11 protein-coding genes are annotated in these 14,165 nt (G+C 50.8%); 2 read left to right on the top strand and 9 right to left on the bottom strand.

Annotation, left to right across the window (positions count from 1 at the left end; all coding sequences use genetic code 11):
* Positions 1 to 89: 89 nt before the first annotated feature.
* From pyk to HCN83_RS05365, 8 genes are all read right to left on the bottom strand, one after another.
* A complete protein-coding gene (gene pyk, locus HCN83_RS05400) occupies positions 90 to 1,844 on the bottom strand; it encodes a pyruvate kinase (protein ID WP_168005301.1) in 1,755 nt (584 codons plus the stop codon).
* Between the two features lie 93 nt (positions 1,845 to 1,937).
* The gene (gene pfkA, locus HCN83_RS05395) at positions 1,938 to 2,897 is read right to left on the bottom strand and encodes a 6-phosphofructokinase (RefSeq protein ID WP_168005300.1); all 960 of its coding nucleotides are present in this window, start codon (positions 2,895 to 2,897) and stop codon (positions 1,938 to 1,940) included.
* 132 nt (positions 2,898 to 3,029) lie between these two features.
* On the bottom strand, positions 3,030 to 4,007 hold the full coding sequence (locus tag HCN83_RS05390) for an acetyl-CoA carboxylase carboxyltransferase subunit alpha (RefSeq protein WP_168005299.1): 978 nt from the start codon (positions 4,005 to 4,007) through the stop codon (positions 3,030 to 3,032).
* A 1-nt stretch (position 4,008) separates the two neighbouring features.
* On the bottom strand, positions 4,009 to 4,872 hold the full coding sequence (gene accD, locus HCN83_RS05385) for an acetyl-CoA carboxylase, carboxyltransferase subunit beta (protein ID WP_168005298.1): 864 nt from the start codon (positions 4,870 to 4,872) through the stop codon (positions 4,009 to 4,011).
* A gap of 22 nt (positions 4,873 to 4,894) precedes the next feature.
* A complete protein-coding gene (locus HCN83_RS05380) occupies positions 4,895 to 5,554 on the bottom strand; it encodes a FadR/GntR family transcriptional regulator (RefSeq protein WP_168005297.1) in 660 nt (219 codons plus the stop codon).
* A gap of 69 nt (positions 5,555 to 5,623) precedes the next feature.
* Positions 5,624 to 6,835 (bottom strand): NAD(P)-dependent malic enzyme, encoded by a 1,212-nt coding sequence (locus HCN83_RS05375; RefSeq protein WP_246238103.1) that lies wholly within the window; start codon positions 6,833 to 6,835, stop codon positions 5,624 to 5,626.
* Between the two features lie 118 nt (positions 6,836 to 6,953).
* Complete coding sequence (gene dnaE, locus HCN83_RS05370) at positions 6,954 to 10,262, bottom strand: DNA polymerase III subunit alpha (protein ID WP_168005295.1); 3,309 nt, start codon at positions 10,260 to 10,262, stop codon at positions 6,954 to 6,956.
* Positions 10,263 to 10,495: 233 nt separating this feature from the next.
* Entirely contained in the window at positions 10,496 to 11,452 is a 957-nt protein-coding gene (locus HCN83_RS05365) for a bifunctional oligoribonuclease/PAP phosphatase NrnA (RefSeq protein ID WP_343033658.1), read from the bottom strand.
* Between the two features lie 86 nt (positions 11,453 to 11,538).
* On the opposite strand from HCN83_RS05365, the gene HCN83_RS05360 reads away from it, so the two are divergent.
* Positions 11,539 to 11,838 carry a YtpI family protein gene (locus tag HCN83_RS05360; protein WP_168005294.1) on the top strand — a complete coding sequence of 100 codons (300 nt, stop codon included), beginning with the start codon at positions 11,539 to 11,541 and terminating at the stop codon, positions 11,836 to 11,838.
* 44 nt (positions 11,839 to 11,882) lie between these two features.
* On the opposite strand, the gene HCN83_RS05355 is transcribed toward HCN83_RS05360, so the two are convergent.
* Positions 11,883 to 13,190, bottom strand: coding sequence for a DRTGG domain-containing protein (locus HCN83_RS05355; RefSeq protein WP_168005293.1), 1,308 nt, complete (start codon positions 13,188 to 13,190; stop codon positions 11,883 to 11,885).
* Positions 13,191 to 13,506: 316 nt separating this feature from the next.
* Between HCN83_RS05355 and HCN83_RS05350 the strand changes: the two genes are divergently transcribed.
* Positions 13,507 to 14,163, top strand: a complete 657-nt coding sequence (locus HCN83_RS05350) for a hypothetical protein (RefSeq protein WP_168005292.1) — start codon at positions 13,507 to 13,509, stop codon at positions 14,161 to 14,163.
* The last annotated feature ends 2 nt before the right edge of the window (positions 14,164 to 14,165 follow it).

Raw genomic sequence — 14,165 nt, 5'->3', positions numbered from 1 at the left:
CTTCCTTTCCTACGAGCCACTCTTTGAAAAAAGACATGAAAAAGAGCCAAGCTCTTTTTCACGTCTGAATAACCTGCTCGCTGTCTCTATTATAGAATACTCGCAGAGCCTTTGTAAATCTTTCCTTGCGTGCCATCTACGGTAACTTCGTCTCCGTCACGGAAAGAAGCGCGTGCATTTTCCACTCCGACGACTACCGGTATACCAAGGTTGAGGCCGACTACAGCCGCATGCGACGTCAGGCCGCCCTGTTCTGTAATCACGGCTGCCGCTTTCTCAAATGCTTCCATCATGTCACGGTCTGTAACGTTGGTTACAAGGATATCTCCCTGCTTCATTTTGCTGATCGCTTCCTCGGCTGTATCTGCGACAATAACGGCTCCTTTCGTCACTTTACGCCCGATTCCTTGGCCTTGAGCAACTACTTCACCGATGACGTGCACTTTAAGCAGGTTCGTTGTGCCCTGCTCGCCTACCGGTACACCTGCCGTAATTACAACAAGATCACCGTTTTTCACGTGACCGGATTTAAGTGCTTCATCAACAGAAAGCTGCAGCATTTCATCCGTTGAGCTGACGGGCTGACCGATCTGGCTGTGAACACCCCAGACGAGTGACAGTGCCCGGCTGACTCGTGCACTGCTCGTTACAGCAATGATAACCGATTCCGGACGATACTTGGATATCATGCGTGCCGTATGACCGCTTTGCGTAGCAGTCAGGATAGCAGAAGCTTCCAGGTTCAGCGCTGTATGGGCCACTGACTGGCTGATCGCCTCTGTAATCGTGCGGTCACTTTCCTTCGTAATGCGGCGGAGCGCATCTTCATGCTTCATCGCTGTTTCTGCACGAAGGGCGATGTTCTGCATCGTCTGCACGGACTCAACCGGATACAGACCTGCTGCCGTTTCACCGGAAAGCATGATCGCATCTGTTCCATCGAGGATCGCGTTAAACACGTCGGATGCTTCCGCACGCGTCGGACGCGGGTTGCGCTGCATGGAGTCCAGCATTTGTGTCGCCGTGATAACCGGCTTACCGAGCCGGTTGCAGCGTTTGATCAGATCTTTCTGAACGAGCGGAACTTCTTCAGACGGAATTTCCACACCGAGATCTCCCCGGGCAACCATCAGCCCGTCGGATACTTCCAGAATTTCTTCAATGTTGTCGACGCCTTCCTGGTTTTCGATCTTTGGGATAATCTGAATGTGCTCGGCATGATGCTTTTCAAGCAGCTCCCGGATCTCCAGTACGTCAGATGCACGACGGACGAATGAAGCTGCAATAAAATCAACGTCCTGCTCGATACCGAATTCGATATCCGCTGCATCTTTTTCTGTAATACCAGGCAGGTTCACGCTTACGTTTGGAACGTTTACGCCTTTTTTGTTCTTCAGTTCGCCGCTGTTCAGCACTTCGGTAATAAGCTCTGTTTCCTTTACTTCTGTGACGAGCAGCTCGATGAGCCCGTCATCAAGCAGCAGCTTTGAGCCGGTGTGCACGTCGTTGACAAGTCCCGGATACGTAATGGAAATAACTTCGTTGTTCCCCGTTACTTCTTCCATGGAAACGCGCAGCGTCTGGCCTTTTTCCAGTTCAACCGATCCGCCCTCGATTGTCTGGGTACGGATTTCCGGTCCTTTCGTATCAAGAAGAATAGCAGTGTCCGTTCCTGCAGCTTTGGCAGCTTCACGGATGTTTTCAATACGGGCACCGTGCTCCTCAAAATCACCGTGTGAAAAGTTAAGACGAGCTACGTTCATACCTGAATCAATCAGTTCAGCAAGCTTTTCCTTTGATTCACTGGCCGGTCCGATCGTACATACAATCTTTGTTTTACGCATACGTTTGTTCCTCCTTCGATTGTGGGGGCTGCCCATACAAAAGCCAGGACCGCCCTGAAGGCGTCCCAGCCGGGTGCTTGGCACCGTGTTCGTTTAAATAGAAAGTTCCTTCGAAAGCTGGTACATTTCCTGATCGAGCGTCTTCTTCTTGGCAAGCGCATCGTCAATTGGATGATAAACAAGCTTATTGTCTTCAATTCCTACCATCTGACCTGCTTCTCCAACGAGCAGAAGCTCTACTGCTTTCGCTGCCAGGCGGCTTGCGAGCACCCGGTCCTGCGCCGTCGGTGAACCGCCGCGCTGGATGTGTCCGAGAACCGTGACACGCGTTTCCAGATCGGTTGCTTCTTTAATCTGACGGCCGATATCCACACCGGATCCGACTCCCTCTGCTACAAGGATGATGCTGTGCTTCTTTCCGCGGTCATGACCGCGCTTCAGGCGCTTTACAATCTCTTCCATGTTTTCGTTCACTTCTGGAATCATAATCGTTTCGGCACCGTCTGCAAGTCCCGCCCAAAGAGCCAGATCACCGGCATCGCGTCCCATTACTTCCACCACATACGTACGTTCATGGGAAGTAGCGGTATCGCGGATTTTATCGACAGCATCAATAACCGTATTCAGTGCCGTATCAAAACCGATTGTAAAGTCTGTTCCGGGGATGTCGTTGTCGATCGTCCCTGGTACACCAATCGTTGGGAAACCGTGCTCCGCAAGCTTTTTTGCACCTTGAAACGAACCGTCTCCGCCAATAACGACGAGAGCTTCGATCCCGAATTTTTTCAGCTGCTCGATTCCTTTAAGCTGACCTTCTTTTGTCTTGAACTCTTCACAGCGTGCTGTGTACAGCTTCGTTCCGCCTCGGTGGATAATATCCCCGACAGACCCGAGCTCAAGTTTTTCAATATCTCCATTAATCAGTCCCTGGAAGCCGTAGTAAATTCCGAATACTTCCAGGTTGTGATAAATCGCTTTTCGTACCACCGCGCGGATCGCGGCATTCATGCCGGGTGAGTCCCCGCCGCTGGTCAATACTCCAATACGTTTCATCGACTGCATTCACCTCGTCCTTAAGCATCATATTCGTTGCATGAGTTAAAAATACCATTTTCGATTTTCAAACACAATAGACATCAGACGACGACTGGAGCCTGCATCACAGCGGGGTTTCGACATAAATCCCTATTCTTCAGTAATGGCATCGTTTACATCGGCAAACTCTCCGATGCGATTAAATTTTTCATGTCTCTGCCGGATCAGCGCGTCTTTATCCAGATTCTGCAATTCCTGAAGGCTTTCCCCCAGCACCCTGCGGATCGATTCCGCTTGTGCGTGTAAATCACGGTGCGCCCCTCCGCGCACTTCCGGGATCACGCTGTCGATAATACCAAGCTCATACAAATCCGGAGCAGTGATTTTCATCGTCTCTGCTGCCCGTTTAGCCTGCCCTGCATCCTTCCAGAGCAGTGCCGCAGCTCCTTCCGGCGATATGACGGAATACGTAGAGTTCTCCAGCATGTAAAGCCGGTCACCGATTCCAAGCGCGAGTGCCCCCCCGCTTCCGCCTTCACCTATAACGATACAGATAACAGGTGTCTTGAGACCGGCCATTTCCAGCAGATTTCGGGCGATTGCTTCACTCTGTCCGCGTTCTTCAGCCGCCATACCGGGATAAGCTCCTTTTGTATCAATGAAGCATACGACGGGACGATTGAACTTTTCGGCCTGCTTCATCAGCCGGAGTGCTTTACGATAGCCTTCCGGATGCGGCATACCGAAATTGCGCCTGATATTTTCCTTCGTATCTTTTCCCCGCTGGTGGCCTATTACCGTTACCGGCTTGTTTTCAAACATGGCAACACCACCGACGATCGCCGCATCATCACCGTGCAGCCTGTCTCCGTGAAGCTCCATAAAGCTTGTAAAGAGCTGGTTAATATAGTCGAGCGTAGTCGGGCGCTGCGAGTGACGTGCCAGCTGGACACGGTCCCATGGCTTCATGTTCCCATAAATATCTTCTTCCAACTGCTCCAGACGTTTTTCAAGCTTCTCGATTTCCCCGCTTAAATCAATTTCTTTTTCAGCTGTAAATTGCTTCAGTTCGGTTATTTTTGCACGCAGTTCAATAATCGGCTTTTCAAATGACAGGTGCTCAGCCATATCAGCCACGCTCCTTTCCTGCTGGTTTATGAACGGCGAGCAGAAGGCTCAGCGTTCCCCGCATATCGTGGCGGTGGACGACTTTGTCCAGCTGCCCGTGCTCGAGCAGAAATTCAGCTGTCTGGAAATCGTCCGGCAGCTTCTGGCGGATCGTCTGTTCAATGATTCGCCGTCCGGCAAAGCCGATCAGTGCTCCCGGTTCTGCCAGATTGATGTCTCCTAATGAAGCAAAGCTTGCAGAAACTCCACCAGTTGTAGGATGCGTCATAATACTTATAAACGGCAGTCCCGCCTCAGCCAGGCGCTGAAGGGCTGTGCTCGTCTTCGCCATCTGCATCAGACTGACAACACCCTCCTGCATGCGTGCCCCGCCGGAAGCAGCAAACAACAGCAGCGGAACGCCTTCTTCAACAGCCTGATCACAGGCACGCACGATTTTTTCACCGACGACAGACCCCATAGAACCCATGCGGAATCCAGCGTCCATGACGCCGATGATAACCGTTCTGCCTTCAATTTTTGCGCGGCCGGTTACGATCGCCTCATTAAGCCCGGAATTATCCCGGTCTTTTTGTGATTTCTCTTTATATTCAGGGAAGCCGAGCGGATCTTTTGCAATCATGCCGGCATCAAATTCTTCAAACGAGCCTTCGTCGATTGTGCAGTGAAGTCGCTCTCCCGCCGTCAGACGATGATGATAGCCGCACTGGTCGCATACCATATCGTTTTTGCGCAGTTCTTTTATGTAAGAAATGGACCGGCATTCCGGGCATTTCGCCATGATCCCTTCCGGTACATCATTTTTGCCTTTTTTGGACGGCACTTTTGCTTTACGGCCTTTTTTTGAAAACAAATCTCGTATCATATTGATTCCTCCTCATACCCGGTTAAAACCGGCTGTTACTTAAATGCCGGTTCAGTGCATCAGCTGCCCGGCTGCTGTCTTTTTCACGTACTGCGTCCAGAATTTCGCGATGTTCCTCCCAGGCGTGAACCGTCCGTCCTTCTCTGGAAAGCGACTGCTTTAACGCCTCCCGGCTGTATTCCACCAGCGGGCGCCAAATGTTGAGCAGGAGCCTGTTTTTACTTAATGCGACGAGTGACTTATGAAACTGTATGTCTTCGTCAATAAAATACCCTTCCTGCGACATTTCTATCGAGGAATACACGAGCTTCTGAAGTTCATCAAGCTCTTCAGGCTCTGCCCGCTCACAGCCAAGCTTCACTGCTTCTACTTCCAGAATCCGCCTCGTTTCGGCAAGATCCTGACGGGCTTTTGCATCCTTTAAAAAGAAGCCGGCAAGAATTTCGGCGAGACGATGACTTCCGGCCTGACGGAGAAAGGTTCCTTCTCCTTTTCTCGTCTCGATCAGATCGAGCAGTTCAAGTGCGCGGAACGCTTCTCTTACAGACGAACGCCCTACCTGAAGCCGTTCTGCAAGCTCACGCTCGGAAGGCAGCCGGTCTCCGGCCTCAAGATTTCCCTGCATAATCATCGTTTCAATATGTTCCAGTATACGAACGTAAACTTTCGATCCTGCTGTCAAACTGCCAGCCTCCTTCCCTTAAATGGCGAAGAAGCTGTCCGCCGGAACGGGGACAGCTTCAGCAGGTGATCAGGCATCGTGCTCAATCATCGTCAGGCGGCGGGTTTTCTCCGCTACTTCTTCCGCATCGACCTGGCGCCTTGCCACGCCGGTTTCCATCGCTGCCTGAGCGACAGCCTTCGCTACTGCCGGGGCCACCCGCTTATCAAACGGAGCAGGAATGACATAATCTGCGTGCCGTTCGGAGTCAGCTACGAGATCGGCAATCGCCTTAACTGCTGCTACTTTCATTTCTTCGTTGATATGCGTCGCATTGACGTCGAGTGCACCCCGGAAAATACCAGGGAATGCCAGAACGTTGTTAACCTGATTCGGAAAGTCAGACCGCCCGGTACCGATCACGCTTGCACCGGCTTCCTTCGCTTCCTCCGGCATAATTTCCGGCACCGGATTTGCCATAGCGAAAATAATCGGGTCCGCGTTCATGCTTTCCACCATTTCTTTTGTCAGTGCTCCTTCGACAGATACGCCGACAAATACGTCGCTGTCTGCAATCACTTCACCCAGCTTGCCGTCGAGGTGCTGGCTGTTAGTTACCTGAGCAATTTCGTGCTTCAGATCATTCATGCCGTAAGGACGCCCTTCATAGATCGCACCTTTGGAATCACACAGAATAATATCCTTGCAGCCCATGCTCTGAAGCAGCTTCATAATCGCAATACCGGCTGCTCCGGCGCCGTTGATTACAACGCGGATCTCTTTCATTGCTTTGCCGCTGATTTTCAGTGCATTCACAAGTCCTGCCGCTGTCACAATCGCTGTTCCATGCTGATCGTCATGAAAGACCGGAATATTCATTTCCCGCTTCAGGCGCTCCTCGATTTCAAAGCAGCGCGGTGCTGCGATGTCCTCCAGGTTAACGCCGCCAAAAGTCGGCTGCATCAGCTTAACCGTGCGCACAATTTCATCCACATCGTTTGTATCGAGACAAATTGGAAACGCATCGACTCCTGCAAACGATTTAAACAGGACTGCCTTTCCCTCCATAACGGGCATTGCCGCCTCCGGTCCGATATTCCCGAGACCGAGCACAGCCGTTCCGTCGGATACGACTGCTACCATATTTCCTTTTACCGTATAGTCATATACACTTTGAGGATCGTCAAAAATCGCTTTACAAGGCTCCGCCACTCCCGGGGAATAAGCCAGTGAAAGGTCGCCGGCATTTCGTACCGGCACTTTCGGAGTTGTTTCGATTTTCCCTTTTTTCACGCGGTGCATATGCAGTGCTTCTTCTCTCAATGTAGGCACAGTCGCCACTCTCCTCTGTATCAAGATCCAATTCCAGGTGGTCTGACCACCATGAGCCATCACTAATTATAGCAGATTCTCCAGTACGTTACACCCTCGGTCTTTTCAGAAAGACATGTTTTTTTCCAAGCAGGGCACCGAGGCGGTCCACCAGACGCTCATCCGGCTTCACGTTCCACATTTCAGACAGGCGGACGATCTCTCCGGCTGCCCCGTATTTCAGCACGACCGGAATACTGCCCGGGGTGTCCTCGAGCAGTTCCTTCACCCTGTCGAGGCTCCTGCGCTCTGCTTCCGGTGTAATATACAAATACAACGTTTCTTTCTCATGCGCTTTCTGCCTGTCCATCAGCTCATCAATGAGGATGCATTTTTTCAAAATCGCCTTTCTCGTTCCCTCATATTCCTCTATCACAGCCTCAATAAACAGTTTTTCCTGTTTTTGAAGCTTGAGCTGGCAGCTGCTGTAGGCTTCCGGAAAAACGGTCACATCGATTGTTCCCGTCTCATCTTCTAATTCCATAAAGGCCATCTGTTTTCCTTTTTTTGTCTGAATTTGTCTGATGGACATCACGATTCCCGCCATCCGGACCGGCGTTTTATGCTTTAGCTGGACCGCTTCTGCACTGACCGTTCTTCCGTACTTGTCCAGCAGTTCCGCCGCTTCTTCAAGGGGATGCCCGCTGATATAGCAGCCCACCATCTCTTTTTCAAGCTGCAGCTCCTGCGTGCGCGGCATCGGCTTTGCTTCTCTGTAAGAAGTGTCGATTTCCTCATCGGCAAACAACGCTTCTCCTCGTTCAGCCGTCTTGTCTTCCTGCTCGGCGTAATGCAGGGCATCATCAAGAGTTGCAAGGAGCACCGCTTTGTTTTTGCCGAAATCATCGAGTGCCCCACCTCCGATCAGCGCTTCAAAAAAGCGTCGCTGCCGGTGGATAACGGGAACACGTGCGCAAAGGTCAAACAAGTTTTCAAACGGCCCTTGTTTTCTTGCTTCTTCAACAGACAGTGCAGCGCGTGCGTTCACATGACGCAGCACGTGCAGTCCGAGTCTGACAGCACCGTTTTCCATACGAAACGCAGCACCGCCTTGCTGAACGGAGGGCGGGAGCACCCGGATCCCGGCCCGCTTCGCTTCATGAATGAGGAAGGCGAGTTTCTCCTTGTCATGGGTGACGCTTTCCATGAGCGCGGTATAGAACGCCTCCGGTGCCCTCGCTTTCATGTAGGCAAGCTGATAAGCGATAAAGCTGTAGGCTACAGCGTGACTGCGGTTAAAGCCGTAGTCAGCGAAGCGGACGATCAAATCATAAACAGCCTCTGCCTCAGCGTCTTTGTAGCCTTTTTCACGCGCACCTTTCAAAAAGCCTTTGCGCCCTTCTTCCAGGTCCTCCCGTTTTTTCTTGCTCACAGCCCGACGCAGCAGGTCTGCCTCCCCCATCGAATATCCTGCCATGATCGAGGCGATCTGCATAATCTGTTCCTGGTAAATAATCACCCCGTACGTCTGCTTCAGCACGGGCTCCAAATCGGAATGAATATAGTGGATCTGCTTGCGCCCGTACTTTCCATCGATGTAGTCCGGGATGTATTTCATCGGACCTGGCCGGTAGAGGGCATTTACAGCTACAATGTCCTCAAAGCTTGTCGGCTTCAGTTTTTTCAAAACCCGCTGCATTCCTTCTGATTCAAGCTGAAAGATACCCGACGTATCTCCGCGGCTCAGCAGCTCATAAACGGCCCGATCGTCAAGCGGTGCGTCTGAGGCAGAAAGCCCGGACAGCTCCTCCAGCCGGTCGAGCAAGGTCAAGTTGCGCAGTCCGAGAAAGTCCATTTTTAACAGGCCCATCCGTTCCAGATCGCCCATCGGATACTGGGTCAGCACGAGTCCGTCGTGTCCCTGCATCAGCGGCACAAGCTCTGTCAGCGGTTCCCGGCTCATGACGATGCCGGCTGCATGCACCGATGTATGACGAGGCAGTCCTTCCATCCGGACAGCAACGTGAAACCAGCGGCTGTTCTCTTCCTGCATCGCCTGCAGCTGCTTCTGCTGAAAGGCTTCGGCCAGCGTAACCCCCGGTTTGGCAGGCACAAGCTTTGCGGCGCGGTCAATCGCATACGGATCAACACCCAATGCCTTGCCGGAATCCCGCAGGGCTGCTTTAGCTGCAAACGTGCCAAATGTAACAATCTGTGCAACGTGCTCTCTGCCGTATTTTTCTGCTACGTACTGAATAACCCTGTCGCGATCGGAATCCGCAAAGTCAATATCAATATCAGGCATCGTAACCCGGTCAGGATTTAAAAATCGTTCGAAAAGCAGGTTGTAGCCCAGGGGATCGACATCGGTGATCCGCAGCAGATAAGCGGTCAGCGACCCGGCAGCCGATCCACGCCCGGGACCGGTACGGATAGCGTTATCTCTGGCAAAGCGCATAAAATCAGCAGTGATTAAAAAATAATCAGAAAATCCCATCTCCGAGATGACGGCTAACTCATAGTCAAGCCTTGTTTCTGCTTCCTGTCTGCGCTCTGCATACAATCTGTCAAGTGCTTCGGTACACCATTGCTTAAGGAGCTTATCCGCCGGAATATCAGACGGATAGGCAGGCAGGTGCTGTTCCGGTTCCGGCACCGGACTATCCGCAAATTCACTGACGATTTCTTCAGCTGCTGTCAATGCATGCTCCCAGCCCTTCATGGCTTCTTCCATTTCCGTGCGGGATTTGAGATAGCCTTCCTCAAACCCTGGTGCCGGCTCTGTTTCAGACAGCAGCGATCCTTGCTTAACGGCTTGAAGCACAGGGAGCACGTCTGTTTCCTCCCGTTCCACGGCGTGTACGTGGTTGCTTGCAATAATCGCAGCCGGGCAGCTCTGAAGCCATTTTCTCAGCTCGAGCAGCATCTGCCTGTCTGCTTTCGTATAATGATTACGCACTTCAATATATACGTCACTTGGGAGGTCATGAAAGCGGCGCTGCAGTTCGGTCGCTGCCTCTGTTTTTCCTTCGGCAAGAAGAGACGGAACAGGCCCTTCATGCAGCGGCTGAATGATCACACACTCTTCAATTGTTTCCAGATCTGCATAATCAAGCGGTTTAGCTGAGAGCTGAACCCGGCTGACGAGCCGGACGAGTCCGCGGTACCCCCGCGCTGTTTTCGCGAGCACAATCAGACTTGCATCGTTTACATAATCCAATTCTGCACCGATGATCGGACGGATCCCTGCTTTATCGCAGGCTTCAGCAAATGCCGGAACGCCGTACATCGCATTTTTATCCGTTAAAGCGAGTGCCGGTATATGCATCGCAGCTGCTTTCCTAACCAAATCATGGATTCGTGCCGCCGATTCCAGCAGACTGTATTCACTATGTACGTGAAGATGAGGAAACGTCATGTTCTTTCTCCTTTCCCCGTTTAAAACGGCCTTGGTTGCTTTCAGTATACACGAACATTTGTTCTTTTCGACAGAAGTAATCACCCGATAGATTCTTATTCTATTCTGCTCGTCCGGAAATCGATTTGCAAGCGTTCGCCTGATGCCTCGTTAACCTCACTTCCGCAGCAGAGGGTCTCCTGAAAAAAACAGGCACCTGGAGTCAAGTCTCCGGTGCCTGCTGAAGCAGTCGCTTATGTCTGATTGGTCGCTTCGCTGTCACGGCATACGTGACGCAGTTTTTCAAAAAAGGAATCTGTTTCTTCCCAGCTGAATGCACTTGCTCCCGAGGCCATCGGATGTCCGCCGCCGCGGTACTTTTCGGCCAGCTTATTGATCTCCGGTCCTTTTGAGCGGATGCGCATACGAATCTGATCTTCCTCTTCCACAAAAAACACCCACGCCCTGAGTCCCTCCAGATTGGAGAAGCAGTTTACAATTGACGCTGCCTGCTTCGATGTGACGCCAAATGTTTCCATTCGTTCACGCGTGAGATAAACTTTGGCGGCCCCTTCATCCGTCACCTCCACCTCCTGCAGGACATACCCCTGCAGGCGAAGCATCGGCAGTGTTGTCACATCCATTTCATTGTACAAAGAATGCCGGTCAAACGGATGCTCACTCAGCGAAGCTGCTGCTCTGAACGTTTCGGGCGTTGTATTGGAAAACCGAAATCTTCCGGTATCTGCTGACATTCCTGCAAACAAAAGTCTTGCTGCACGCGCTGTCACTTTAATACCAGTTACGGCTGCAAGCCTGTGAATCATTTCGCAGGTGGAGCTTGCTTTCGTATTCACCCACTGAATGTCACCGTAAGGATCCACTTCCGGATGGTGATCGATTTTAATCAGCGTATCTGATTCCGGAATGTCACCGTCAATCCTCGCTTGGTTAGCTGTATCCGTTACGATGACGAGTGCGTTCCGATAGTCCTCTGCCTCCAGCTTATCCATGCCGGAAAGAAATGTAAGCGACTGCTCTTCTTCTCCGGCGAGCTTCACGGTTTTATCCGGAAATGTTTCCCTTATCAGTTCACCAAGGCCGGCCTGGGAGCCGACCGCGTCCGGGTCCGGCCGGACGTGCCGGTGAATGATAATTCGTTCTGCTTTTTCAATCGTATCCCAAATATTAAAAATTACTTGTTTTGTCACTGGATTCCCTCCCGTTGTTTGTTGCGCCCTCCCTTGTGCTCCGGTACAATGAACGAAGGCTATAAGTATGTAAAGGAGTATGCATCATGATTATTTTTCCGATGGTGATCGTTTTTTCTCTGATCGCGTTCGTATATTTCAAAGTTTTTCAGTCACGAGGCTACGGGCCGGCCCAGCGCCAGTTATACGGTGCGAAAGCGTCTATTTCACTCGGTATCTTTGTTTTGTCTTTCGGTGTTAACGCGTATATCAATTATCAGACGACTACAGCTGCCGTAATCGGCCTTATTTTCACCGCGCTTGGAGCAGCAAACATTTATTTCGGCTCCCGTCAGCACCGTCACTTCAGTCCGCTTGCGAAAGAAGAAAAGCAGCAGACAGCCTGAAAGCTCCTCCATGACAACACGTCATGGAGGTTTTTTCATGACGTCTAACGATCAAGCAGCTGTGCCATCAGCATGGCTTTGCCGACTATCTGCTCATTGTGATACAGTTCGACGTCGACCTTTCCGAATTTACGGCCAACTTCCAGCACGCGCGGCCTGATTTCAATTTTGGCATCAATCTGCACCGGCTTCATGAAAAAAACGGTCATATTCTCGACGACAAGGTCGCCTTTTTTATATTTACGAAGCACCCGGCTGGATGCCTCCGTCACGATCGTTGTAATAACACCGTAGGAAATCGTTCCGAGATGGTTCGTCATCTGCGGCGTCACTTCAAGCTTATACAACGTTGTCCGGCTATCAGACACGTCCTCCAGGTGGCGCGTAACTAAATCTTCGATCGTATCACCAACGTGCGGCTGACGCTGTATCATCTGCAGCGCTTTTAACACGTCCTGCCGGCTGATAATTCCAAGCAGCTGCTTGGATGAAGTGATCACAGGAAGCATTTCAATCCCTTCCCATACCATCATGTGCGCAGCAGAAGCGACTGATGTCTGCCTCGTCACCGTTATCGGCTGCTTCGTCATCACTTTTTCAATATCTGTGAACGGACTTGTTCCCATAATATCTTTTGCCGTTACAATGCCTTGGAGCTTTCCATTTTCGTCAATGACAGGATACCTGCTGTGGCCGGTCTGATTATTCAGGTTCTGATATTTTTCCACTGTATGATGCAGCGTCAGATGATCGGTTTTCTCAAGCGGAATCAAAATATCCTCGACGGCGATAATTTCTTTTTTGATCAGCTGGTCATAAATAGCGCGGTTGATCATCGTCGCTACGGTAAACGTGTCATAGCTCGTCGATATCACCGGGAGGTTCAGCCTGTCTGCCAGCTGCTTCGTTTCCTCCGCCGTGTCAAATCCGCCGGTTACAAGCACTGCCGAGCCAGCCTCCAGTGCCATATGATGTACTTTATCCCGGTTGCCGACAATCAGCAGGTTTCCTGCCTCCACGTAGCGCATCATCGCTTCTGCCTTCATCGCTCCGATCACGAACTTGTTCAGCGTTTTATAAAGTCCGTTACGGCCCCCGAGAACCGTTCCTTCGACAATATTGACGACTTCTGCATACGTCAGCTTCTCAATGTTTTCTTTTTGCTTTTTCTCAATCCGAATCGTGCCCACACGTTCAATCGTGCTTACCATCCCTTGATTTTCAGCATCTTTAATCGCACGGTACGCGGTTCCTTCACTGACGTGAAGCTCCTTTGCGATATGGCGGACCGAAATTTTATTGCCTACTTCCAGCGATCGTATAAACTGTAGTATCTGTTCGTGCTTTGTCATCGCAGGCGCACATCCTTTATTTCAAAACTGTTTACATCTTATGATTAACTCTGTACTACTACAAGTATACGTTCCCCGGAGCGGGAGTTCAAGGCAGAGCAGGAGAAGAATGGCAGCAATTTGCTGAATGACTTTGCTGGAGCGTTGCCAACATCTGCACGAGTGATTTCGGACGCTTTCTGATGCCTGCACATCCCGTTCTTAAACTCTTCTCACTATTTTCACACTATATTTGACAATTAACGATATTTTTCTCATTGTTCAGGGTATAAGAAGAGTGGGAAAATAGTGTCTGAACAGAAATGGGTGAAACGTTATGAGAATCCTGACAGCTCTTTTGCTGCTTTTACTGGCCGCAGCATGCACCAATGAGTCGCCGGAGGCTGTACCTGCTGAAGAAGATGGCACGGTAGAGCTTATTTTTGGCGATCAGGAAGTCAGTTTTACTGCCGGGCACTATGAACGTATGACCAACGAAGCGCTTGACCTGTTTGCAGAAACTGCCGCACCTTCTCAACGGCTTGATGCGCAGCTAGAACGCTGGTTTATTCGCTATTACATTCAACGCTATGAATACAATGAATCCTGGTCACCGGAAGACATTCTGCTGTTTGCCCATGAGCGAAGTGAGTTTGAAACTTTATGGCGCGAATATGCCATGATTGCCTATGAGGTGGAAGTCACAGAGGAAATGGTCGAAAGCCACGCCTTGTATAACATGGATCTTTATGAAGGTAACATGCCCGCTTCTGTGCAAGGCATGGCTGAAGCGCTTGATATGAGTCCCGAAGAGTTCTTTCTTGAGTTCGACCGTGATCACATCGAACGGAGTGTAATATGGGAGGAGCTCTATCCTCTGCTGGAAGAAGAGTACAATAACGCTGCCGACGAAGGCAACAGCATCTCCATCGCCAATGCCTATAATGAAGAAGTCATGATCTTTATGGAATCTGGAAACGAGCTGTATCCGTAACG

Source organism: Alkalicoccus luteus (assembly GCF_012034335.1).
Lineage (GTDB): Bacteria > Bacillota > Bacilli > Bacillales > Salisediminibacteriaceae > Alkalicoccus > Alkalicoccus luteus_A.
The sequence above is the reverse complement of the archived record's forward strand: the minus strand, read 5'-3'. Positions and strand labels throughout refer to the sequence as shown.